The sequence below is a fragment of the Fusibacter fontis genome (genome assembly GCF_055378735.1).
Map to the genome: position 1 here is coordinate 130,233 of NZ_AP042445.1, position 26,070 is coordinate 156,302.

General features: G+C 37.9%; 20 protein-coding genes. 14 read left to right on the forward strand and 6 right to left on the reverse strand.

Going from position 1 to position 26,070, the window contains the following annotated elements; all coding sequences use genetic code 11:
* Positions 1-12 precede the first annotated feature (12 nt).
* The gene (locus ACZ41W_RS00565) at positions 13-747 is read left to right on the forward strand and encodes a zinc ribbon domain-containing protein (RefSeq protein WP_464312944.1); all 735 of its coding nucleotides are present in this window, start codon (positions 13-15) and stop codon (positions 745-747) included.
* 31 nt (positions 748-778) lie between these two features.
* A complete protein-coding gene (locus tag ACZ41W_RS00570; RefSeq protein WP_464312945.1) occupies positions 779-3,469 on the forward strand; it encodes a hypothetical protein in 2,691 nt (896 codons plus the stop codon).
* 91 nt (positions 3,470-3,560) lie between these two features.
* Here ACZ41W_RS00570 and ACZ41W_RS00575 read toward each other — a convergent pair whose 3' ends face one another.
* The 5 genes from ACZ41W_RS00575 to ACZ41W_RS00595 all read right to left on the reverse strand — a co-directional run bounded on the left by ACZ41W_RS00575 (position 3,561) and on the right by ACZ41W_RS00595 (position 9,644).
* Positions 3,561-5,276, reverse strand: coding sequence for a methyl-accepting chemotaxis protein (locus ACZ41W_RS00575; RefSeq protein WP_464312946.1), 1,716 nt, complete (start codon positions 5,274-5,276; stop codon positions 3,561-3,563).
* A 193-nt stretch (positions 5,277-5,469) separates the two neighbouring features.
* Positions 5,470-5,625, reverse strand: a complete 156-nt coding sequence (locus tag ACZ41W_RS00580) for a hypothetical protein (protein ID WP_464312947.1) — start codon at positions 5,623-5,625, stop codon at positions 5,470-5,472.
* A 124-nt stretch (positions 5,626-5,749) separates the two neighbouring features.
* Complete coding sequence (xylB, locus tag ACZ41W_RS00585) at positions 5,750-7,219, reverse strand: xylulokinase (protein ID WP_464312948.1); 1,470 nt, start codon at positions 7,217-7,219, stop codon at positions 5,750-5,752.
* A 53-nt stretch (positions 7,220-7,272) separates the two neighbouring features.
* Positions 7,273-8,586, reverse strand: coding sequence for a xylose isomerase (gene xylA / locus ACZ41W_RS00590; protein ID WP_464312949.1), 1,314 nt, complete (start codon positions 8,584-8,586; stop codon positions 7,273-7,275).
* A 128-nt stretch (positions 8,587-8,714) separates the two neighbouring features.
* On the reverse strand, positions 8,715-9,644 hold the full coding sequence (locus tag ACZ41W_RS00595) for a helix-turn-helix domain-containing protein (protein ID WP_464312950.1): 930 nt from the start codon (positions 9,642-9,644) through the stop codon (positions 8,715-8,717).
* A gap of 214 nt (positions 9,645-9,858) precedes the next feature.
* Here ACZ41W_RS00595 and ACZ41W_RS00600 point away from each other — a divergent pair, with 214 nt between their 5' ends.
* The 7 genes from ACZ41W_RS00600 (at position 9,859) to mmsB (ending at position 19,210) form a co-directional block, all read left to right on the forward strand.
* Entirely contained in the window at positions 9,859-10,875 is a 1,017-nt protein-coding gene (locus ACZ41W_RS00600) for a sugar ABC transporter substrate-binding protein (RefSeq protein WP_464312951.1), read from the forward strand.
* On the forward strand, positions 10,872-12,386 hold the full coding sequence (locus ACZ41W_RS00605) for a sensor histidine kinase (RefSeq protein ID WP_464312952.1): 1,515 nt from the start codon (positions 10,872-10,874) through the stop codon (positions 12,384-12,386). The genes ACZ41W_RS00600 and ACZ41W_RS00605 overlap by 4 nt, the downstream gene beginning before the upstream one ends.
* Positions 12,387-12,388: 2 nt before the next feature.
* Complete coding sequence (locus ACZ41W_RS00610) at positions 12,389-14,011, forward strand: response regulator transcription factor (protein ID WP_464312953.1); 1,623 nt, start codon at positions 12,389-12,391, stop codon at positions 14,009-14,011.
* 9 nt (positions 14,012-14,020) lie between these two features.
* Positions 14,021-15,079 (forward strand): D-xylose ABC transporter substrate-binding protein, encoded by a 1,059-nt coding sequence (locus ACZ41W_RS00615; RefSeq protein ID WP_464312954.1) that lies wholly within the window; start codon positions 14,021-14,023, stop codon positions 15,077-15,079.
* Between the two features lie 280 nt (positions 15,080-15,359).
* Positions 15,360-16,424 carry a multiple monosaccharide ABC transporter substrate-binding protein gene (gene chvE, locus ACZ41W_RS00620; RefSeq protein ID WP_464312955.1) on the forward strand — a complete coding sequence of 355 codons (1,065 nt, stop codon included), beginning with the start codon at positions 15,360-15,362 and terminating at the stop codon, positions 16,422-16,424.
* Positions 16,425-16,484: 60 nt separating this feature from the next.
* Entirely contained in the window at positions 16,485-18,017 is a 1,533-nt protein-coding gene (gene mmsA / locus ACZ41W_RS00625) for a multiple monosaccharide ABC transporter ATP-binding protein (RefSeq protein ID WP_464312956.1), read from the forward strand.
* A gap of 17 nt (positions 18,018-18,034) precedes the next feature.
* Positions 18,035-19,210, forward strand: coding sequence for a multiple monosaccharide ABC transporter permease (gene mmsB, locus ACZ41W_RS00630; RefSeq protein ID WP_464312957.1), 1,176 nt, complete (start codon positions 18,035-18,037; stop codon positions 19,208-19,210).
* Positions 19,211-19,297: 87 nt separating this feature from the next.
* Here the strand turns inward: mmsB and ACZ41W_RS00635 are convergent, their stop codons facing one another.
* Entirely contained in the window at positions 19,298-20,377 is a 1,080-nt protein-coding gene (locus ACZ41W_RS00635) for a GGDEF domain-containing protein (protein ID WP_464312958.1), read from the reverse strand.
* 201 nt (positions 20,378-20,578) lie between these two features.
* Between ACZ41W_RS00635 and ACZ41W_RS00640 the strand changes: the two genes are divergently transcribed.
* The 5 genes from ACZ41W_RS00640 (at position 20,579) to ACZ41W_RS00660 (ending at position 26,002) form a co-directional block, all read left to right on the forward strand.
* Positions 20,579-23,017: an HD domain-containing phosphohydrolase gene (locus ACZ41W_RS00640; RefSeq protein WP_464312959.1), complete on the forward strand. Its 2,439-nt coding sequence runs from the start codon at positions 20,579-20,581 to the stop codon at positions 23,015-23,017.
* A 209-nt stretch (positions 23,018-23,226) separates the two neighbouring features.
* A complete protein-coding gene (locus ACZ41W_RS00645; RefSeq protein WP_464312960.1) occupies positions 23,227-23,697 on the forward strand; it encodes an RNA polymerase sigma factor in 471 nt (156 codons plus the stop codon).
* Positions 23,694-24,971: a hypothetical protein gene (locus ACZ41W_RS00650; protein WP_464312961.1), complete on the forward strand. Its 1,278-nt coding sequence runs from the start codon at positions 23,694-23,696 to the stop codon at positions 24,969-24,971. Before ACZ41W_RS00645 ends, ACZ41W_RS00650 begins: the two co-directional genes overlap by 4 nt.
* Positions 24,972-25,036: 65 nt before the next feature.
* Positions 25,037-25,171 carry a hypothetical protein gene (locus tag ACZ41W_RS00655; protein WP_464312962.1) on the forward strand — a complete coding sequence of 45 codons (135 nt, stop codon included), beginning with the start codon at positions 25,037-25,039 and terminating at the stop codon, positions 25,169-25,171.
* Positions 25,172-25,498: 327 nt separating this feature from the next.
* A complete protein-coding gene (locus tag ACZ41W_RS00660; protein WP_464312963.1) occupies positions 25,499-26,002 on the forward strand; it encodes a pyridoxamine 5'-phosphate oxidase family protein in 504 nt (167 codons plus the stop codon).
* Positions 26,003-26,070 lie beyond the last annotated feature (68 nt).

Consider the following 26,070-nt stretch of genomic DNA (forward strand, 5'->3'; position numbering starts at 1 on the left):
CAAGGAGCCGATATGTTTTGTTATAATTGTGGAAATTTACTTCAAGAAGACACGAAGTTCTGCACAGAGTGTGGTCAAAAACTAGATGAGGGTTACATCAGCGAGTATAAGAAATTTGTCAGCGATAAAAAATCGAAACAACAGCCTTTATATGAGTTAAGTGAAATTCAAGCAAAAATGAATGAAGAAGGATTCAAAAATATCATTATGACGCATGCGTTTGGTGCTGCATCTGCAGGATTAGCATCGGGATGGATTCCTGGGGCGGGAAGTGCGGTTGCTGTTGCAGCAGGGATGGGGTTTATCGTCTCAATGTATGCGAGAATGTCAAATTATTTAGGGATTGAATTTTCTAAAAATAAACTGAAGGTGCTGGGAACATCTACAATATCGGTACTATCCCTTGCCGCTCTCAACATCGCTGCAGGAACAGCCCTTTCATTTATACCAGGAGTCGGTAGTGTGGCTGCTTCCGCTTTAGCTGCATCTGTTGCTTATGCGAATATCAATGTATCGGCCATGATTTTTAAAACGATGATTGTAAGCCTAGTTGCCACTGGAAAAAATGTTTCAGATTTATCAGAAGAGGAACTTCAAGATGCCATTAAGAATTCTATGAGCAAAGATGAAATTAAGAAGATTTTCAAGGAAGCTCAATCTGAGTTTAAAGTGAAAAAGGATTCTGGTGAGTTTGATCAGGCAGAAAAGGCTTCTATATTAGAGGAGTTTGATGAAACAAATAACTAAAGGAATCAATTGATTTCAATGGGGGGATTCAATGAAAAAATTAAGTAAAAGTGTCATTTCCTTATGTATACTGCTCTTTATGTTGAGTGGTATCAACTATGCAGCATCTTATACAACAGATGTATGGCTTGGATGTAACCCGGTTGTAGACTATGGACCAAAAATAGACGTCTATGTTTATGCAAGAGGCGATTATGATGATTTGAAACTAGAAGTGGTATCGAATAATCAAGTGATCATTCATATGGGACTTATAGAACTGATGAAAATGGACGCTTATGATAATGGTGTGGAGTATATGGGGAAAATTGATACTTCCATTCTTCCGCCTGGAAAGTATACGATTTACTCGAAGTTGTATAAGCAAGGACAAGTGGTAAAACAAAATTCGGGACATGTTTTCTATACTGTGGATGCCAGTAAGCAGCCAAGTAAAATTGAATTGGCAACCCAAAAAATTCAAGTGAGTTCTTTAACTGAATTTACACCGGATAAATTACTCAAAGCAAAAGTGTATTATGAAGGATGTGCTCCTTTTAGCATCAATGCCAAGCAAGGACTGGTTTACCAAAGCAATTCTGAAAGTATGAAACAGGCTTCAACAGAATCAAAATGGATAGCTACACAAGGCGGAACCTATATTTTAACCTGTAGTTATGATGGTGTGTCAGTTGATGTTGAAGTTGTCGTCGATGGAGGAACATCCGTTAATCCAGCGCCACAACCGACACCACAACCAACACAACCTATACAGCCAGCACCACAGCCAGCACCACAGCCAGCACCACAGCCAGCACCACAACCGATATCGGATGATTCCATCCTTAAAATGAGAACTTTTATGATGCAAATCAAAGCGCATTATCCTACTTTATTGACTTACGATTTGGCAATCAACAATGAAAGTGATTCGTACTTTTTAAGTGAAAAAAAGAAATTATTCCAATTGTTTCAAGTGAAAGAAAGCAGTACTGCAAATGATCTGAAAACGCTTGAACAAATGGCTGTGAAATACATCCAGTTGCCAGGTGTTGGCAATAGAATCGTCAGAACGAATCTGGTTAAATTAAATCGAAACAATCCTCACTTATTTCAATACAATTTAGGCATTGATGATACGTTTGACCAATATCTCAACGAATGTATTTTTCAGGCGTATTCACTGTTAAATCCAGCCAGTTCTAATGCATCACTTGAAGAAAAGGAGTACCTCATTCATCAGTATGCAAATGGTTCAAAACCGTTAAAATATGGTTATGAACTTTTATTGTTTGATTCAAATGGCACTGTATTAAAAACTGGGAGTACTGTAAACGGAAATATTCGAGCAGAAAAACAATTAATCATTAACGGGATTAAGCTAGGAAATCCACAAAATATTTCATTTGTAGATCCTGGGAAAATCATGATGAATGTAAATGGTCAAAAAACACTTCCTGATGATTTGGGTGTTTTCAATCTAGCATTTACGAGTCCAACAAGTGCTTACTTTAGTATTTACGATTCTAAAAATAATAATATTCATCAAGGGATTAAGCTCAATTTAGTTCCAACTGTCACATCAAACAACTCTTCGTCAAATGCGCAAGTGAAAGCGACCAATATTTATGAGATAAAAAAAGTCATTGCGACCTACGATGTTAAGAAGTTCAATCTTAAGGGCTTGAATAAAGGTATTTGCTACCTTGGCAATGAATCCTATCGTGCTTACTATGACGGAAAAACAGTGACATTTAAAACCATGCAAGGGAAATCGGTCACAAAAGAAGTTTATAATTCGCTGATTAAAAGTGTCTATTTCTATCAAGTGGATTCAAATGGTAAAGTGAGTTATACAACTTTTGACAAAAAAACAGTAACGAATGCTTCTATTTTACAAAAACTTGCAATTGTCAAGACCGCAGAAGATATGTATCACTCGGGATTGATAAAGGACTCCCAATCTTTTTTAAGCTTGGCGAAAGCCGCAGATGCATCGATTAAAGGTGGGGCGATGATGTCGATTGGTGAATCCCTTTTTTCAGAAGGTATCAACCTAGCGTTTAAAACGCTGACAAATTCTACACCAAAAGGTGTCATCGACGATTATTTAGATGATCTTTATAGTACGATTAGTTTAGAGGAAGAGATTGATGCATCGGACGTCAACGATTTGATTGGTATACTTGACACACTTAATTTTGCCGAAATGTATTTTGAGTATACTCAGTCTAAAAAAGAATTACTTGAGATTGATAAGTACTATGCATTTAAATTTAATTCAAATGGCAAAGCCATCTTTGGCTATCAAGAAGCGAACAAAACAGTCTCTGCTTATAATAAGTTCGCATTTTCCAAACCGGGATATTGCAATATTCTGTCTATGTACAAAAAATTCGAATCCGCTATGTATACGTATGGTTATGGAGAAAAAGGATTTTGGGCTGAGCGTTTGGACCGCTTAAAACAAGCGTTTAGTGCACTAGGATCAATCGCGTTAAATGATGTTCTCAATCTGTCTGAAGATGCTGTCGAGTTGATAAAAGACAGACCTAAAGATGCTGAAAGATTAGTCAAGTTTGGAAATTTGATGAAAATGAACAAGCAAATTAGTTCAATCAATGAATATGTTTCATTGATTTCTAGCTTTGAAGATGTCATGCAAGAGTATACCGTAAGGGGCGTTTATGCGGATATGCTTTCGAATTTTATGAAATCTAAGCTTTCGTATTATTATCGATGATGACAGACCCCCAATAATTATAGCCACTAACATTCATAAAAGTATGAGTGATAGTGGCTATTGATTTTGTTACTTACTTTGATGGATGATCTTACATATATTTTTGTCGAATGCTCTTCATGAGCGCTTCACCATTCAATGCTGTAAATTGAGAATTAAAAATTTGGATGAGTTCGGCGGATTTTTCACCATGAACAAAGCCCATGCAAGTGGGTTCTGCATGACGATCTACGTATTGATACGGAAGTTTTTCAACCGCGAATTGTTTAACGTGATGTTTTAAATAGTAATCCCCTGTATCGACTTCCATGATAATACAATCGATTTGATTGCGTTCTAGTTTTTGAAATAATAGTGCTTCATTGATGCTGGACTCTTTATAAATACGTTGGTTGCGATCGAATGCATCAAAGTAGGTGTAACCTTCTAATGTTCCGACTTTTAGATGGGTCAAATCCTCAAGCTGATGCACTTTCAAATGGCGATTTTTCAAGCTATAAAACGCATACTCGATAGAATTTCGATAAGGCATTGCAAATTTTAAGAACTTCTCTCTTTCTTTCGTCTTGGTGATGGAAGGGAGAATATCTGAAATTTTTTCTTGTGCCATTTTTAGAGACATGTCCCAAGTGACGATTTTAAAGTTAAGGGTATAACCAAGGGGCTCGTAAAGTGCTTTGAGTAAATCAACATCCATACCGCTGACAGTCTCATTTTTTTCAATAATATAAGGTTCATAAGGTGATGTCGCAACAACGATTTGTTTGCCATCGCAGCAGTTCCAAGATTTAAGTGTGCTTTTGATATTGAAATGAATTTGCTCCATCGTCGCGAGTGAAGACGATAAACTATTCACAGCTTCTGACTGAGACGCAACCGCATCATTAATATCCTGAGTAGATTTTGATATTTCTTCAACAGCTGAGTCGATATCTTTCACCATTCCAACTGCCTCTTTAAAGGAATCAAGGGATTCGTCTGCTTGAATGCTTAAAGTAGCACTGGTTTCAGCAATCGATTTTGAGGTGGATTTAATCACTTCAAGTTCATTCATTGCGTCATTTAAAGTTTTTGACTGTTCTAAAATGCCCGTTTGAGTCAGTGTCATATCGTGAATTGCGGCGTTGGCGATTTCGACAATGTCATTTAAGAACGCAGTTGTCTGAGCGGTTACAGACTCTGTTTCATCGGCAAGCTTACGAATTTCTCCAGCGACGACTGCAAATCCTCTTCCGGCTTCACCTGCTCTTGCAGATTCAATGGATGCATTTAAGCTCAGTAAACTAGTTTGACTGGATATGGAAGAAATAACCTTAATAAGTGTTTCGGCTTGATGCGTTTGATCCGAGAGGCGTTTGATACTGTCGCTGGCTTTGTTGACAACTTCGGAGAGGTGCCCAAACTCGATGACAGTTTCTTTCAGCTCCCTAAGTTTGAGATCGACTGATTCATATGACGATTCGCTCAAACTTTTAGAGCGTTTAACTTGTGTGGATAGATCCTCAAAAGTTGAAAGCACCGTTGTTAAAAAGTTTAACAGTGCACTGATAGTAGCCGATTGTTCCTCGGAGTTGCCCGTCATGGTGCTGATTCGATTGACGATATCTTGCATCTCATTGCGCATGGTTTCAACTGCCATGGCAATATGTCCTTCGGTTGCTAATCCTTGATCAGCGAGGTAATCCATAGGTGTAAAATCAATCGAAAGCTGAGGATTTTCGACGGTTTGAGGCTTTCTTTTATAAAAGAGAAGAATGCCTTCAATGATAATGATGACAACAAGTACATAGATAATAGTGTGACTCATGCTTTCCCCCTAATGATAAAAATGATTTTAATTCCATAACAATATTCTGAAAATTCATACAATGCTATTTTATCACTTTTAATGATTATTTGCTCTAATAATTATAAAAAAACATAAAAAAATAAGTCGTTGTATTTCTAATGTAGATTAGAGTTACAATGACTTATTGATAGACCTGTCATAAAGTGAGTTCTTATAATTGTTTTCTAAGGTGAATGAGTTTTGCACCATTGATGATGCTCAGTACGCCAAGTGGAATGGCAACCGCGATAAGTGTCGCACCTACAGCGATGCTAAAGCCTCCAGAAGTGGCGAGTGATTTTTTTGTTTTGCGAATAAGAGCTTCCATAGAGTACCTCCAAGTCGATTGATTAGCCTCAGTATATCACAAATTGCAAAAGAATTACCAGCAACAAAAAACAAATATCCTCTCGTCAGCCTGAACATTCGAGAGGATATTTGCGTGTGTTTGTTTAAAACCAGTTGACAAGTGCATGATAAAGCGCTGTATATCTTTCATGAATCGCTTGATACTTTTTCACAACCTCAGCTCGGGGGAGAAGAGTGTTAGCTGTTGTGATGATTTTTTCACAAGCGTCTTCAACTGTTGGATAGAGTCCACAGCCTACAGAAGCTAGGATTGCTGCACCAAGTGCACCACCTTGATCTGTATTGACTTTACATACTGGAAGATTAAAGACATCTGCCAGCATTTGTTGCCAGAATTGGCTTTTTGCCCCGCCACCGATCATGCGAATTTCAGTTATGGGAACATGATTGGCTTTGAGTATATTCAAAGAATCATTCAAGCCGAAAGAGACGCCTTCGAGAATCGCACGTGTCATAGAACCTCTTGTTGTGGCAGAAGTCATACCGACAAATGTGCCTCTTGCCTTTGCATCGGCATAAGGCGTTCTTTCACCTTGAAGATAAGGAAGAAAAACGACATTTTGTGATCCTTGTGGTGCTTTTTCAGCTTCAGCAAGGAGTGTTTCAAGTGGTGTTTCTGGGTGAATCTGATCGGTCCACCATTTGAGCGAGTTTGCTGCTGAGAGCATAACGCCCATTGAATGATACTTGCCATTTGCATGGCAGAAGGCATGAAGTCTCATAGAGTCATCCACTGCGAACGCATCATGTGCTGCAAAAACAACGCCAGAGGTTCCAAGTGTAACGGATAAAACGCCTTCTTTTACGGTTCCTGTACCAACAGCTCCGGCAGCTTGATCACCAGCACCACCTACGATGAGTACTTCATGATCAAAGCCAAGTTCCTTTGAAATCTCAGGAGAAACTTTACCTGTAACTTCATAAGACTGATAGAGTTTAGGGAGTACAGATGGATCTAAATCTAAAAAGTCACACATTTCTTTCGACCAAGTTTTATTGCGAATATCGAGCAACAGCATGCCTGACGCATCAGAATAATCCGTTGCATAATCGCCACTCAACTTAAAGCGAATATAGTCTTTTGGTAAAAGAACGTGTTTGATTTGTTTATAGATATCACTATAATGATGTTTAATCCACAGGAGTTTTGGTGCAGTAAAGCCAGTAAGCGCTTGATTTGCAACGGTACTTTTAAGTCCTTCGAGGCCAAATACTTCTGTGATGATGCGACATTCATCTTCAGTACGTTGATCGCACCAAAGGAGAGCAGGATGGAGAACATGATTATTTGCATCTAATGACACAAGACCATGCATTTGTCCTGAAAAACCGATACCGCGTACTTGTTTCGGATCCACAGTTGGTAAAGCGAGAAGTTTTTTTAATGCGCTTAATGTGCCTGTCCACCAGTCTTCTGGATTCTGCTCTGCCCAACCTTCACGAGGGTAGGCGATTGGATATTCAGCACCTGCTTCTCCAACAATCTCACTCGCATCGTTCATCGCGATGATTTTAACCGATGACGTGCCTAAATCAATCCCTAAATATAACATAAAGGCTCCTTATCATGTTTAACCGAATCAATGTCTAACTGTTAAATGGAGAATTATACGTTGTAAATAACTTCGTTTACAACCACTTCAAGCCATTCTTGTTTCGCTGATTTATTTACCACTGGACCATTATTAAGTGCGTAATCGCAAAGTTCTTCAAATCCAACTGTACCATTGAGGATTGATTGTCCAATACCTGAGTTGTAGCTTGCATAACGTTCTTTTACAAATGCATCCACACGTCCATCTTCGATCAGTGCTTGTGCAGCGAGTAAACCTTTTGCATATGTGTCCATACCAGCGATGTAGCCAATAAATAAATCTTCAAGTTCAAATGATCCTCTTCTAAGTTTTGCATCAAAGTTAAATCCACCTGGTGCAATACCGTCGTTTTTAAGGACTTCTAACATACAGAAAGTTGCGTTGTAGATGTTCGTAGGGAATTGATCTGTATCCCAACCGAGGTGATCATCACCTTGGTTCGCATCGATACTACCAAGTGCGTTGTTGATTCTCGATACGCAAAGTTCGTGCTCAAATGTATGACCAGCAAGTGTTGCGTGATTTGCTTCAATATTGAGTTTAAAGTGATCTTGGAGGTTGTATTTTCTTAAGAATCCTAATACAGTACCTGCGTCAAAGTCATATTGGTGTTTTGTTGGCTCTTTTGGTTTTGGTTCAATGAGTAATTGACCAGTAAAACCAATTTTTTCTTTATAATCAACAGCCATTTGTAAGAAACGTGCATAATTGTCATTTTCAAGGGCCATATCTGTGTTGAGTAAGCTTTCGTATCCTTCACGACCGCCCCAGAATACATAGTTTTCGCCACCGAGAAGTTTTGTAATGTCCATAGCTTTTTTAACTTGAGCCGCTGCAATTGCATACACATCTGCGTTACATGAAGTTGCAGCGCCGTGTACAAATCTTGGGTGAGAAAATGCATTTGTTGTACCCCAAAGAAGTTTAATGCCAGTTTCTTTCATAAGAACTTGAATATGTGCTACGATTTCATCGAGGTTATCAAATTTTTCTTTGAGTGAGTTGCCTTCTGGTGCAATGTCTAAATCGTGGAAACAGAAGTATTCAATGCCTAATTTTTGCATGAACTCAAATGCAGCGCTGACTCTTGCTTTAGCGAGATCCATACCTGTGAGTGAGTCCCAAGGTCTTTGGTAAGTCGCTTGACCAAACATATCTGCACCACCACCTGTTAAAGTATGCCAATAGCTTAACGCAAATCTAAAATGGTCTTTCATTTTTTTGCCTGCTACCACAGCTTCTGCGTCATAGTATTTAAATGCAAGTGGATTTTTTGAATGTCTTCCTTCAAAAGGGATTTTGTCAACTGAATTAAAATAAGTCATGAAATGCCTCCTATAAATATCTAAATTTTAAATTCCAATCAATTTCTGAACTTGATTTGATTGTACTAAAGATAACGGTGGAATACATTGACAGTTTTGCTCAATAACTATGACGATGTTGCGACATTTTATAAAGATGAACAAGTGGTTGCCTGAAGTGTTATGTGGGCAAGATCCAGATCAAATGGCAAATGAATAGAACCGATTGGGGCTTGAGGCATGGCGTTATTAGATGCCTTCGCTTTTTTACGAAGCGCGCTAGCTGAACAGCCATAGTGATGTTGAACCATTTGATTTAGGTACTTTTGATCGGAAAAACCCGATCTTTCAGAGATCTCTAAAATCGTGTGCTTGGTATTGTATATCAGTTGCACTGCCTTTGTCATACGAACCGTATTGAGATACGTTTGAAAACTAATTCCCAATGTTTGTTTAACCGAGTGTGATAGGTGATATTTGCTAATATGATAATTGCTTGCAAGGACATCGAGTGCGATGGGTTCGTCATAATGCGATTCGACGTATTCAATGAGAGACACAATTCGGCGAAATGCTTCTTCTTTTGTTTTAGATGGCGGAGCATCTTCAATCGAATAAGGACATTTTTCAATAAGTGTTCCGACGATGGTATATAGCATGCCCATGCGTTTGTAGTCAGAAGCGATCGTAGGCTCTAAACCATTAAAGTAGAGAGTTTTCATCATGGGTAGAAGCCAAGGTGTAGCATCTTCTAATAAATTATTATTAAACCGTACTTGTGAAAGGTCAAAAGTATGGGTATTAAAAGATTGTGTGGCAATCTGGATGATGAGGAGTAAATTGGCATCGTTGATATCACCTGCCAAGTCCGTAATACTATGTATTTCAAAAGGGTTAATGAGAAATAGCTCGCCTTCACGAACGTCAGTCTGTTTATTGCCAACATGCATGCGAATACTGCCTTTTACGACGTAAATGATTTCAAGATCGCGATGGAAATGTGGCGTACGTTGGCCTATGCTGACTAAAAAGAGTTTATAAGGTTGTCCGTGTTGATGTTCTATCGTTTCAAATTCCATGATGCCTCCCGTGATGTGATGAGAATATTAACGGCAAATATCGCAAGTTTATCCTAGTTTTATGGATTACATTCTATCATAATTTTACGCGTTTTATTCAAGAAGTTAACAGTTATTATCTAGACATTTTTAACGTGAAGAATGTGCTAATTGAGATTGTCCCAGTTTCAGGTATAATAAAATTAACGATGACGTGATGTAAGGAGGAAAGCAATTGGAATCACAGAAGAAGCAAAAAATCAAACTTAAAGTGATTAAATATCTCATGTTTGTCACTAGCATAATTTTAGTGGTGACCTTTATTATGTCCATCTATTATTCTTCAAAAATTAGTTCGATGAACAAGTCGAGTAAATATAATAAAGAACAAAAAATGCATTATTCCGCTCTATTTATAGGCAATGAAACCAATTTCATCGCAGGGATCAAAGAGGGAATTGAGAATGAAGCAAAGCGCATGAATGTCGACATTGAGTTTCATATGGTAAAAGACGTGGAAGAAGCGACAGCTACGATCAATTTGTTGGTAAGAGCAGGGGTTGATGGTATCATCACTCAAGGGATTAACAATGAGGATTTTTTAGTCGCACTCAAATCAGTTGCAGAAGCGAAAATCCCCATTGTTCTTATGTACACAGATCTATCGACAGCGGAACGTGACGCATTTGTGGGAATCAATCCGTTTAGTATGGGCGCAAAAGCGTCTGAACTCGTATTAAACTCCCATCCGAAACTAGGCAAAATCGTATTTATGACACAAGCATCTGAATTCGTCAACGATAACCCAGCTAGTAAAATGCAAATCTTGGGATTTTTAGATGGACTAGAGGGAGTTTATCCACCTGAAGATATTTTGCTCAAACAAACCCAGGCGACATTATTAAGTGCAGAAGGATTGGCATCAGATATTTTTATCAATGAAAAAGAAGTGGCGACCATTGTTTGTACCAATGAAACGGACACGATTGGCGTTGCACAAGTGGTTGTCGACCTCAATCGCGTTGGAAAAACGACGATCATTGGAACGGGTCTGACAAAAGAAATCATCGAATATATAGAAAAGGGGATTGTCTACGGAACACTGTATCGCAATCCCAAACAAATTGGCATGAAATCCATGGAAACACTTTTGAAGATACCGGAGAGTGAATCATATATTGAAATTCCTGTTGACCTCATCACGAAAGAAAATGTGGCTGCCTTTAAGACACTGATTGAAGGTACACCATGAAGCGCATACTCAGAAAAATCAAACCAAATAGCATTCGCAAAAAAATGCTCCTCTATTTTATTTTATTGACGCTGATGATTGGACTCATCAGTTTGTACGTGTCTCAAAATTCTAGGATGTTATTAAATGAAGTCAGTGAACTGTTTGATTCATCTATTGTACTCAGCAACATCGATAAGCAACTGGAATATACGCATAGCGCCTTGACGAGTTACATTCAAACAAAATCGTCAGACGCACTCAACAGTTTTATTGAAAGTAGTGAAAATTTAGAGCTCAACGCAGAGCAACTCACTTCGAGATATGTGAGTGAAACGGGGATGCTGTCTGTTGAAAACGTCTATAATCTCGTCAAAAAATACAATCAATTTGCAGCCGATGCCGTCGTCGCTAAGCGCGGACGAGATATCGAAGGCAGTCGCACGGATTATGAAGCGGCAGAAGAGATCCTTGAAAATATTCGAGAACTCATAGAAGATCTTAAACTCATTCAACTTGAAAAAAACATCGTGCTCTATGAAAGTTTAGCATCCAACGGAAAAAATGTGCAAATTATCAACATGGTGATGATCATTGACCTCATTATATTGACGATCCTCATTGTACTGAATATAACGATTAAGATGACCACACCGATTATCCAACTGGCCCATTCTGCTAATGAAATTGCCAGCGGCCATTTTGAAGGGGTGGAAGTCATCGTCAGCGATGAAGACGAAATACAGACTATGGCAAAAGCATTTAATAAAATGAGAATTAGTATCCGCCGATACATTTCAGAACTTAAGAAAGCCAATGAAATGGAAGCGAAACTCTACGAGAAAGAACTTCAAACGGTGAAAATGCAGACGCTACTTAATGCCGCAGAATTGCGTTCTCTTCAGTCTCAAATCAACCCACATTTTCTATTTAATTCTCTCAATGCAGGGGTTCAGCTCGCTATGATGGAAGAAGCGAACTTGACACTCGAATTTTTGGAAAATATGGCAGCTATTTTTAGGTACAATATCCGGCCGCTTGATAAAGAAGTAACGGTTAATGACGAAATCAATAACATCCGTGCATACTGCGAGATGATGAAAGTGCGTTTTGGAGATAAACTCATCTATAAGATGGAGATTGATCCAGATGTTCTCGATCTCAATATGATGCCACTTGTGTTACAACCCATTGTTGAAAATGCGTTTATTCATGGAATTGGAAAGAGCGAGTGGGGTGGAAAAGTGGTCATTAAGGCTTGGCTGGATACAGAAGGCATACAGTTTAGCGTAAAAGATACGGGAATTGGTATGACGGAAGAGCAGATTCAGCGAATTTTAGTGAAAGAAAATGCGTTGACTCAAGTTGTTGAACCACCGAAAAAAAGCCACTCTTCAGGAATCGGCGCAGGAAATGTCCTGCAGCGGTTGAGACTCGCTTATGGAGAAGAGGCGAAGATGATTATAAACAGCAAGTTAGATGTTGGCACTGAAATCACCATCACTATTCCAAGCATTCACAAGGAGGGCTAACCGTGTATAGAGTTTTAGTAGTGGATGACGAACAAATTGTCATTGACGCGATTAAGTTCATGATCAATAAACGTGAGGATGAAGTCGTTGTATGTGGAACGGCTTCGAGTGGACGTGAAGCCATAGAAATGGCAAAATCTCTCATACCCGATATCGTTATTATGGATATTCGCATGCCGGGAATCAATGGCATTGAAGCCATCAAGGAGATCAAACACTATTATCCTGAGATTCGTTTCGTGATTATTTCTGCCTATGAGCAATTTGAATTTGCAAAGCAAGCGGTGCAGCTTGGCGTAAAAGAATACCTTCTTAAACCCATCAATCGTGCAAAACTCAACAGTGTGCTCAATCAGATTATCAGTGAACTTGAAAATGAACGGTTTCAAAAAAATCGAGATTTGGAGACCATGGAGCGACTTCAAAATATGATGCCTTTTCTAGAAAACGGCTTTATTTACTCGATTATTTCCAATAGTACGGCATTACGTGAAATGAAAAAAGTCATTCAACTTTTAGATGTAGAATGCGAATTTGGATATCTGATGATTTTACAGTTTCAAATGAATGAACAGGCGAAAACCGAGTCAAAAACAGACGGTCGTCAAACAGCTCAAATTGACGCATTTGACACACATATGAACCTGCATGAAAAAGCGGATCAACTGAGGGAAATTGTTAAATATAAATGCAATGCCATCGTGGGTCCATTGATGATCAATAAAATGGTGATTTTTGTTCCAAGTCGCGAACCAGAAAATGACTATGATGCCAGAGTCGAGGCGACAAGTCTCGCTGAATCTATACAGTCAAAGATTGAAGAGACGTTGAAGATCAATTGTGCCGTTGGAATTAGCAGTGTTGTGAGTCTTTCTGAACTCTATTTTGCCTATGGTCAAGCGAATAAGGCCATCAATAAAACGACAGACAATGAAATTTATCACATTGCCGATTTATATGAAGATGTCGACTCAGGTCGAGAAAAAATGAAATATCAAAGCAAATTAATCGAAGCGCTCACATTGGGAAAACTTGAAAAAGCAGTGAAATACCTCGATTCACTTTTTGAATTGATCGGAGACCAGCAGGATTATATCTTTGAACTCGTCGTTTTGATTTTTAGTATTGCACATGATGAAGATATTGAAGAAAATCAGCTGATCTCCTATAGTACGTATCTGAAAGAAATCACAGAACTCACAGATTCACAGGCGATTTATCACTGGATTACAGCGCGTATGAAGTACATTGCCACTCAAATTCAGACGAAGAAAGATCAAAAGTGTAGTGCCATGATTGAGCGAACGAAGTCGTATCTGGGACATCATTTTACTGAGGAACTTACCTTAGAAGCGGTAGCTAGAATACAAAACGTCAGTCCTCAGTATTTGAGTAAAGTATTTAAGGAAGAAACGCGTTTTACATTTATTGAATACCTGACGCGTCTTCGAGTGGAAATGGCGCAGCGTCTCATGGTAGAGTCCGATAAATCCGTCAAAGAAATCTGTTACGATGTCGGCTATAGCGATCCAAATTATTTTAGTCGACTGTTTAGAAAACAGACTGGGCTGATGCCAACAGAGTACATTGGGCAATTTAGAGTCAGAGAGAATGCCTTAAAATAGGGGGATAACATGAAAAAAATGCTGATGATAGCATCGATTCTAATCATATTAATAGCAGGATTTCTATATCTGGATTTTTTTAAATTTCATGAAAAACCAAAAAAGGACGACGGATTGCAAATTGGTTTGTTGGTGGATTCTTTGGTAATCGAACGTTGGCAAAAGGATCGCGATATTTTTATGGCAAAGGCAAAAGAACTGGGTGCAGAAGTCATTTTAAAGAATGCCAATGAAGATGCAGAACTTCAGATTGAACAAGTGGAAGAGTTGATTGACCTAGGTGTCGATGTCATTGTCATCATTCCCTATGATCGGATCTCCATTGCACCTGTTTTGAGAGAGGCAAAGCGCGAGGGCATCAAAGTCATTGCGTATGATCGACTGGTTCATAATGGAGACGTGGATTTATATCTTTCGTTTGACAACTTTCTCGTAGGGCAACTCATGGGGAGAGGACTTGTTGAGAAAGCCCCTACAGGCAATTATGTCATCATCAATGGATCGCCAAAAGACAATAATTCTTACATGTTTAATGAAGGTTACATGTCTGTACTTCAGCCATATATTGACTCAGGGGATATCAAGATCATCGCAAATGTATGGGCAGATGACTGGAGAGAAGTCGTTGCATACGATACAGTCAACGAACTACTCGATCAAGGGGAAACCATTGACGCCATTATAGGGGCCAATGACAACCTTGCAGAAGGTGCCATTCGAGCTTTACTAGAAAGACAGCTCGCGGGTGAAATCTATGTATCTGGACATGATGGCAATTTATCCGCTTGTCAGCGAATTGTTGAAGGCACTCAGACGTTAACGGTTTACAAGCCCATCCAAAAATTGGCACAAGGTGCTGCTGAAATGGCAGTAGAACTTGCAAAAGGCAATGAAATCAAGGTAAATACCACGATCAACGACGGGGAATACGATGTGCCATTTGTTAAATACGAACCAACACTTGTCAATGTAGACAATATTGTAGAAGTGATTATAGAAGACGGTTTTCATTTAATGGAAGAGGTCTATCGCAATATCCCGGTGGAAGAATGGCCCGTAAAACCATGATCAATAAAACAGAAACCTCGTAAGTTGTATCCAAAGTTATGTTACGTTTGAGTTAACTATATGAATAATACGTGAACAATGTGAACTAGATTTTTTTATTGTTAAAAAAATCTAGTTTTTTTGTAAGGTTTGTGTAAAAAGTTTAATTTTGTCTAGATTATTATAATTGGCTCCATTCATGTTTAAGTTTCAATACAGTAAACTAAGGTTACGATTTAGCGCGTATCCCCTCAATCAAGAGGGAGCAAACGACGCAAATAAAAGTATTGGGAGGAATCACATGAAAAAAGTGGGTTTACTATTTTTAGTTCTTATGTTGATGGCTAGTATGTTTGTTGGCTGTGCAAAAGAAGAAGAAAATCTCATTGGTGTTTCAATGCCAACTAAATCTCTTCAACGTTGGAATCAAGATGGTGCTAACATGAAGGCTGAACTTGAAAAGAAAGGTTACAAAGTTGAATTACTCTATGCAGAAGATTCTGTTGACCAACAAGTAAAAGACCTTGAAAACATGATCACTAAAGGTTGTAAAGTACTTGTAGTTGCATCAATCGATGGCGAAGCATTAAAAGGCGTTTTAGATGAAGCTGGTAAAGCTGGAATCAAAGTAATTGCTTATGACCGTTTAATTAAAGGTAGCGAATATGTTGACTACTATGCAACATTTGATAACTACTTAGTTGGCGTTATCCAAGGCGAATACATTATTGAAAAATTAGGTCTTGCAAATGGCGAAAAAGGTCCATTTACAATGGAAGTATTTGGTGGATCACCAGATGATAACAATGCTTATTTCTTCAATGGCGGCGCAATGGATACATTAGCTCCTTATATTGAAAGTGGCGTTTTAACAATCAAATCAGGTCAAACTGATATGGAACAAATCGCAATTCAAGGTTGGAAATCTGAAGGCGCTCAAGCTAGAATGGATAACCTTTTAACAGCATTCTATGCAGATGAACCAGTAGATGTTGTTTTATCTCCAAATGACAGTTTAGCTCAAGGTATTGTAGCTTCATTAAAAGCTGCTGGTTACGGCTCAGCAAGTATGCCTTTCCCAATCCTTACAGGTCAAGACTGTGATACAACAAACGTTAAAATGTTAATCGCTGGCGAACAATCTATGTCAGTATTTAAAGATACGAGAACATTAGCTACTAAAGTAGTTGAAATGGTTGAAGCGATTATGAAAGGTACTGAACCACCAGTAAATGATACAGAAACTTATGATAACGGCGTTAAAGTTGTGCCTTCATTCCTGTGCGAGCCTGTATTTGCAGATGTGAATAACTACAAAGAACTTCTCATTGACTCAGGTTACTATACAGAAGATCAACTTAAATAAAGTGGATGCATGCTGTGGTAGCTTCGGCTGTCACAGCATGACTTTTGTTAGGAGTGTGCTATGTCAAATCACATATTAGAAATGGTAAATATTACAAAGACTTTTCCAGGTGTAAAAGCTTTGGACACGGTAAATTTAAAAGTTAAAAAAGGTGAAATACACGCTTTAGTAGGCGAAAATGGCGCTGGGAAATCAACACTGATGAGCGTACTTAGTGGCATTTATCCTCATGGTACATATGAGGGCGATATTTTGTTTGAAGGTGAAATATGTGCCTTTAAGAACATCAAAGAAAGTGAACGTAAAGGAATTGTTATTATCCATCAAGAACTTGCACTGAGCCCTTTTATGAGTATTTCAGAAAATATTTTTCTTGGAAATGAACAGGCAAAACGCGGTGTGATTGACTGGAATTTAACCACGCAAAAGGCAAATGAATTGATTCAAATGGTGGGGCTAAAAGAAAATTCGGCAACACTTGTAAAAGATATCGGCGTTGGAAAACAACAACTGGTTGAAATTGCAAAGGCACTTTCAAAAGATGTTAAAGTGCTCATTTTGGATGAACCTACTGCGGCGCTAAACGACGAAGATTCGGATCATCTACTTAATTTACTCATGAAAATCAACAAAGAAAAAGGCATTACGTGTATCATCATTTCTCATAAATTAAATGAAATTACTAAAATTTCCGATCAAATTACTGTTATCAGAGACGGCTCAACTATTGAGACGTTAACCAAAGGACAGCATGATATCACAGAAGATAGAATTATCAAAGGTATGGTAGGAAGAGACCTTGTAGATCGCTATCCGAAACGAAATCCAAAAATCGGTGAAGTGACATTTGAGGTTAAAAACTGGACGGTGTATGACCCTCTGGATGAAACAAGAAAGAAAATTGATGATGTCAATATAAATGTAAAACGCGGTGAAATTCTTGGAATCGCAGGACTTATGGGTTCTGGTAGAACGGAATTTGCCATGAGTTTATTTGGTAGAGCCTATGGCAAAAAAGTTACAGGCGAACTAATCAAAAATGGACAAAAATTGGAACTAAAGAATGTCAAACAAGCTATTGATCACGGTTTGGCTTATGTAACAGAAGATCGTAAACAAGCAGGTTTGATACTAATTGACGATATAAAACGCAATATTTCTTTATCGAATCTTAAAAAAATCAGTCGAAATATGGTCGTTAACGAAAATCAAGAAAAAATCATTTCTGAAGATTTCCGTTCTAAACTGAACATCAAGTCGGCAGGCGTTCATCAAAAAACAGGCAATTTGTCTGGGGGTAACCAACAAAAAGTTGTTTTAAGTAAATGGATTTTTACAGAACCAGATTTATTGATTTTAGATGAACCAACTCGTGGAATTGACGTTGGAGCAAAATATGAAATATATACGATCATACAGCAAATGGCCAATGAAGGAAAATCCGTCATCGTCATTTCTTCTGAATTACCGGAAATTCTGGGAATTGCAGATAGAGTTTACGTCATGAATGAAGGCCGTATTGTTGGTGAAATGGATAGAAAAGATGCAAGTCAAGAGAGCATTATGGCGTGTATTTTGAAATCCTTGCATTAAAGTTGTGGAGGGAAAAAATGGAACGATTAAAAATGGAATTTAAGAATAACATGAAGCAGTATTCCATGTTGATTGCACTTGTTGTAATCATGGCGATGTTTCAAATTTTAACAGGTGGCATCTTATTAAAACCGATCAATGTTTCAAGATTGATCTTTCAAAATAGCTATGTATTAATACTGGCAATTGGGATGCTTTTATGTATCTTAACCGGTGGGAATATCGACTTATCTGTTGGTTCAATTGTCGCATTTGTCAGTGCACTTTCGGCACTTTTTAGCGTGACTTTTGGATTACCAGTTTGGCTTTCAATGGTATTAGGCTTATTAGCAGGTTTGCTTGCTGGTATGTGGCAAGGCTTTTGGATTGCTTACGTCAAAATACCGCCTTTTATCGTAACATTGGCAGGTATGCTCTTATTTAGAGGGGTCAATAACATTATATTAAATGGTAAAACCGTTTTATTACCAGAAATGTATACGAATATCGCTTCAGGCGTTATTCCAGATTTCTTAGGTGGCGGTAGCGGTTTACATGTTACAACGGTTGTCATCGGCGCTATTGGAGTTGTTTTATATATGACACTTTCTCTCATCAGCAGAAAAGACAAAGTGAAATACGGCTTTGAAGTTGCTCCATTCGCTCAGTTTTTAGTTAAACAACTCGTTGTATCATTTGTCATTTTGTTATTTAGCTACTGGTTAGCTTTAGCAAATGGATTGCCAATTATCCTCATTATCTTAGGCGCATTAATTGCAATCTACGCATTTTTAACACAAAAAACCATTGTTGGTCGTCATATTTACGCTATGGGCGGAAATCAAAAAGCAGCAGCGCTTTCAGGCGTTAAAACGAAAAAAATCCTATTTTGGGTGTATGCAAACATGGGATTACTCGCTGCTGTAGCAGGGATCGTGTTCGCAGGTCGTCTCAACTCAGCTTCCCCAACTGCAGGGGACGGCTTCGAACTTGATGCCATTGCAGCTTGCTTTATCGGTGGTGCATCGGCAACAGGTGGCATCGGAACTGTTATGGGAGCAATCACAGGTGGTTTTATCATGGGGATTCTCAATAACGGTATGTCCATTATGGGGATCAGCGTATTCTGGCAACAAATCGTTAAAGGTCTTGTTCTTTTAGCAGCTGTTGCATTTGATGTCTACTCAAAATCTAAACCTAAAACAGTACAGTAAAATAGCGCGATAACTTCATTCTATAATAAAAAAGCCAGCTCATGGGACCTCCGTGGGCTGGTTTTTTTGAAATTCATTGAGACTTCATCATACATTTGACGAATTTAATTTGTTTGATGGATCTAATTCGTTTGACGGAGTGGATGGATGTGTCTGCGCAAGTTTTTTCTTGTCTTGATACATCTTCTCATCTGCCACTTTAAGGATTTCATCAATATTGAGACCTTTTCCTGATATGATTCCAACGGCGATGGTCACTGGTTGAGCAATGAGCTTCATCGTCGCTTGTTCGAGTTCGATGCGAATGCGATTTGCAATATACTCAGCCTCGTTAACAGCGATGTCGGGTAATAAAATGACAAATTCATCCCCGCCATATCTTGCGACCGTGTCATAGTTTCGTATGTGATCGTTGATACACTTTCCAACTAAAATTAAGATTTCGTCGCCTATTTGATGACCATAAGCATCATTTATGGCTTTGAATTTATTGATATCGATAAAAACGAGTGAAAAATCATTTCCATAACGATTGGATTTATTGATGTTTTTTTCGAGTTCTTCAATGAGATAACGTCTGTTATAAACTTTGGTAAGATCATCTGTATTGGCGAGTTGCATCAATTTCTTCTGTACGGACTCATAATGTTTTCGTATGGCATAAACCAGAGCAAAAATAAACAGTGTCACGATGATATAATTGGTCATAATGTTGGTAAATAAGGCTTGTCGACTATTGTAGTGAGAAAAAATATCTGGATTAGCATACTCAAGCCAAATCATAAAGCAAGTTGTCAAAATAAAGAGAAAGGGAATCAATTTTCCCCAAAATTCATTGAGGACATACGTGAGGATGGTGAGGAGGAAAAAAGAGTAAAGAATAATAGATCCTTGAATTCCGTGAGAGAAAAACCACGCTGTGGGAAATACTACGAGGCTGATTAAAACAAACACAATTGTCACAAGTGCCCCATTGTCCATCCATTTGCGTCTAGTTATATAGAGTGCGAGGCAAATACCTGCAATGAGAATGCTTGAAATAGTCATGGGCATTTTTTTATATGAAAATAAATTCGTAAACACATTTGTAACGCTGGCAATAACGCCAATTGTGATGACGAATTTTAATATAATCGATGAAGATTGATTGATTTTAATAGGTTTCATGAGAACCTCCACGTTGATACTATCAATATTTATATCCACATGGATGGAGAATTACACATATTTTCCGATATGAGAGTCACTAATATGATGAAACCTACGACGAAACGGGTATGAATGCCAATATCTTTTTATTGAGTATGGGATGGTATCAATGGTAAAATAATACATAAACAACAAAATTGTAGGATATGAGGATACCTTATGAAGATGATGAGAAAATGCTTTTCTCTATTAATGATGATATTACTTTTAAGTTCGCTGATAGTACCAATGAGCTCCGCTTCAGAAACCAGTGAAGCAACCTTTGAAAAACCTGTAATTTTGGTGGGAGATGACATTAATTATCCTCCATTTAGTTACCTTGATGAAAAAGGTCAGCCTACAGGATATAATATTGATCTCATTCGAGCGGTTGCAAAGGCCATGGGATATGACGTCGTCTTTAAACTAGACGAATGGAGCAAAGTTCGCTGGGCACTTGAAAATGGGGAAATTGATGCGATTTCAGGGATGTTTTATTCTGAAGAACGAAAAGCACAAGTGGATTTTTCTAGTCGACATACATTGGCAAGCGGCGATATCTTCATGAAGGATGGCGCAACATTATCTGATGTTGAAGCACTTCGCGGAAAAACAGTAGTGGTTCAAAAAGGGGATATTGTAGGTGAATATTTAAAATCACTCGATATTGGCATAGAGTTTTACGAAGTATTTACTGTAAAAGAGGCTTTAGCCCTTGTAGAGTCGGGCGAGTACACTTACGCTGGATTATCTAAATTGCCAGGTCTTTATACGATTCAATCCGAGTCGATTGAGTCTATAAAACCGCAAGGATTGAGTCTTACACCAACTGATTATTGTATGGCGGTTAAAAAAGGCAATGAGGACATGCTATTAGTATTAAATAGCGGATTGCAGATCATCAAGGCAACAGGAGAATTCGATGCAATTTATGAAAAATGGCTAGGCGTTTACGAAGAGAAAACATTTGGTCAACTGTTTTATCAGTATCGATGGATTTTGATTGGCATTGGATTGCTGATACTCATTCTTTTGGGAATAAGTTTAATTCTGAATAAAATGGTATCCGTAAGGACGCGGGAATTACGAGATGCGAATGTCAAATTGTATCACGACCAACTAGAACTAGAATCTTTAAATCGTTCGCTTGAGGCAAGTAATGAAGAACTCATGGCGATGGAAGAGGAACTAAGAGATCAATTTACTCATTTACTTGAAAACGAAGCAAAACTAAAGGAGAGCGAAAAACGCAACCGAGGGATCGTCAATGCACTTCCAGATATCGTCTTTACTTTTGATCGAAATCTATGTTTTAAAGACTGTCAGGCATCAAATGAAGATGAGCTTATGATGCCGCGAGAGGTATTTTTGGGTAAAAAAATCTCAGATGTGATGCCAATTGAAATTGCAGATAGAGGAGTTGAATGTATACAGCGCGTTTTTGATACGGGAGAAATACAGCGATTTGAATACGATGTCAAGGTGAAGCAAAACATTGAGCATTTTGAAATGCGCTTTGTGAAGTCGACTGAGAATGAAGTCATTGGCATAAGCCGAAATGTCAGTGTTGAAAGGCGCTATCGAGATAAAATTGAGTATCTGAGTTATCGAGATCAGTTAACAGGTCTTTATAATCGACGATTTTTTGAAGAAGAACTTAAAAGGTTAGATGTTGAGCGCAACTTGCCATTTGGGATCGTCATGGCTGACGTCAATGGATTAAAGCTTATCAACGATTCGTTTGGGCATAAAATGGGCGATAAGCTCCTTGTTAAAGTCGCTGAAGTTTTGACGAGAAGCTGTCGCGAAAATGAGGTGATCTCAAGAATTGGAGGCGATGAATTCGTCATTTTGATGCCTCAGATTACAGAGTCAGAAATTGAGCAAATGATCACACGTGCTCGAGTGATTGCTGAAGTTGAATGTATAGGCTCTATAGAGCTGTCTATTTCATTTGGTTGGGAAATTAAGACCATTGAGCATGAAGATGTACAAGAAATCTTTAAGCGTGCTGAAAATTTCATGTACAAGAACAAGTTGTTCGAAGGTCCAAGTATGAGAAGTAAAACCATTGGGGCGATTATTAACACCCTCAATGAAAAAAACAAACGAGAAGAACAGCATTCACAACGCGTTTCTGAACTTAGCAAAAAGCTTGCTCAGAAACTTGGGTTTACCGAGCAAGCAGTTGAAGAAATCAGGACAGCTGGACTTTTACACGATATCGGTAAGATTGCCATTAATGAGGAAATCCTCAATAAAGTGGGTCGATTAACGGATGATGAATATACAGAAATCAAACGTCACCCTGAAATAGGATACCGAATACTAAGGTCAGTCAATGATATGCTTGAAATTTCTGACATGATCCTTTCACATCATGAAAGATGGGATGGAAACGGATATCCAAAAGGACTTTCTGGAGAAGAAATCCCGTTAGAAGCGAGAATTATCAGCATCGCAGATGCTTATGACGCCATCACAAGTGACCGAACCTATCGCAAAAGCAATACAAAAGATGAAGCAATTAAGGAACTATTGCGTTGTTCAGGAACACAGTTTGATCCAAATTTAGTCGCACCTTTTATCGCTTTGGTGAATGAGGAACCATCATTGTAGGTGTGATTGAATATTGATTATGAATGGTGAGGAATTTTAGAAATTAAAAACTGATTGCAATTTGAAATAAGCTCCTACTCAGCTGTTACAAATTACAATCAGTTTTTTTTATAATTATGATTCATTTTTTAAAAAATTTTTAAAATACCGTGGACACTTGAGTCAAGTGATTCGTTATATAGATGTAACGCACAAATAAGGTGGTCATTATGAAACTTTTTAAAGTGTACGACGCATATCAAACTGAATTAGAAAAATTTGCATTTTCACTGTGCCGGCAGCATGAAGATGCGGAGGATTATGTGCATCAAGCCTATTTAAAGGCATTGGAGCAATATGAGCTCTTTGAGAATATGCATGATCTTCAAATTAAAGGATGGCTTTTCACGACAATTAAGCGCTTATTTGTCGATGTTTATCGCAAACAGAGAAGAGTCATTTATACGGATGATATGGTAGACATCCCATTTCATGCAAATATTGATTCACAGATCATCACCGAAGATCTCATAAAACAATTACCTGAACATTGTCGGGCAGTGGTTTATATGCGATATATTGAAGGCTACAATAGTACTGAGATTAGTCAAATACTCAATATCAACGCTTCAACTGTACGATCAAGGCTGAGTCAAGCTTTAAAAATTTTAAGAGAAGAGTTAACGGGAGGCAATTTATGAAATCATTTAAAAATATTGGTGTACTGGATTTAAGAAAAACAACTGAAGAAGAAATGCGTGAGATTCAAAGTATAAAAAATATTGGAACGGTTGTTGTTCGCGAAGCGCAATTGGGACAAATGGGACATATTAAACAAGTGAATATCGGCGCAATCCTTTCATTGCCAGAAAATGTGTTGTTTGTCGTTCAAAATGGGAGTTTTACACTAACACGTGCAATGCTTGAGTCGATGCAACAACCGACTTTGTATGTAATCAATGGCAAATTTAAACTTGAGCCGATTCAAGATGCTACATTACTCGACAAGATTTATCAATTGATGGTAAATGGAAAGTGTATTGTGCTTGAAACAGATATGGGGATCCTTTCTGGTCGTATTCAAATTAATGGAAAATCGTTGATTTATAGAGCAGATGAGCGAGTAGTGGATGGAACCTATACACTTGAAGACAATGCGCTTTATGGATTATCTGCCAATACCAATTTGTTAGTCGATCGAATGGTGGCATTACAAGCATTTGACGGCGCACTTTTCAATGAATCTATAGCCAGAATTAGAATTAACGATGCATTTATAGTTAGAAAAGACTTTCTAAAAATACTTGCACCTAAAGTTGAAAACTATATAGAAGTTGCGAAAACGGTGGTAGAAGAAGGGTATGCCTACTATGATAAGTTAACGATTGATTCAACAAATTATCAAACGCTTACTAGTGATAAACTGCATGTCGGTGGTAAACTTGTGATAGATGTAACTGTTGAACAATTACAGTCAGTCGTTTCGCGAATTATCTGTAAAACGCTTGAAATTCAAGAGACAGCAGTTGAAGGCATAAAACCTTTAATTGAAAGAGCGGATAAAATTAAAGTCATTGATCCAGACCTTATCGAAAACTACTCAGCACTGAAAATTGACGCTGCTTACTTAGAATCACAAGAAAACATAAAATTAGCAAATTATGGGGCTTTATCTTTTGACGATTCGGTTACTGAAGAGATGGTGTCGTTAAAAATTGATAAAATTGAGAATTATGGCGTTTTAAGTTGTGGTAAAGAAGTTCATGGAGCGATTTTGAAGAAAATAAAAGCAAATTTTGGACTTGTTCAAGCTAAAGGCGCATCTGAATTATCAGAGTCCGTACAAGTTGTTCATGATGACGAATACAATGACGATTGTGATGAGCATGACGAAGATTGCGATGATGATCATGATGACGATTATGATGAGGATCATGTGGATTTAGTTGGAAATTTAGGAAGTTACTCTTATTAGAAGTCTAATACTTCTAATACTTTTAAGAATTCTTAGAATTCGATTTTAGAAAGAGGTAAAATCATATGATGAAATCAGTTTGTTTAGGCGATAAAAAATGCCCTTACGTCCTACCTGTAAGCTATACGTGTTGCGAAAATGCAATTTATTTTTCAGGCTATCCGATGCTCGTTAGAACAGAGGAAGACAAACTCGTATAGATATCATGAAATACATCATTTCTCGCATACTTTCAAGTGACAAAATTCATCTGTGGAAATTGCATAATTACCTGTGGAAATTGCATAATTACCTTTTCGGTGTGAAAATCATGTGTTGATAAAATTAAAATGGCTCAATCACGCCATTTCAAAAATTGAGATTCTCACAAATTAGAACTCGATTCTAATAAATTAGAACTCGATTCTAATAAATTAGAATTATGCAATTTTCTAATCTAAGTGTTAAACTAATAATAGAGATTCGGATGAATCAACGGAAAATGGTGATGAGATACATTTATCAAGGACGCAAAGGAGGATTTATAAATGTTTAGACCCATGAGAAGAGAGAAGCAACTATTGACTTTTGAGGATTCGGTGGCAGTGCTGAATCGATGTACCAACGGTATACTCGCATGTCTTGGTGACGATGGATATCCCTATGCCGTTCCTTTGAGTTATGTGTATGACAATCATCGCATTTATTTTCATTCTGCTAAAAGTGGACATAAAATGGATGCCATTGCAAGTCAGTCGAAAGTTTCTTTTACCGTTGTGGATGAAGATCAAATTGTCAGCAACGAGTACACCACTTATTTTAGAAGTGTCATCGCATTTGGAAATGCGCGAGTTGTGGACGGTGAAGAAAAATTAGAAGCTTTTAAAGCGCTCGTGGAGAAATACTCTGGAGATCAACCCGAAGATCACAAACAAAATGAAATTCAAGGCTGCATGCATGCTGCCATTGTTGCGATTGACATAGAGCATTTGACTGGAAAAGAAGCCAAAGAGTTTGTTCTAGCGAAGCAAATGAGCTCACATCAGGAATAAGCACAACAAGTTGAGAATCAACAAGTTGAAACTCAACTTGTTGAAATTCATTCAATATAATGATTTTA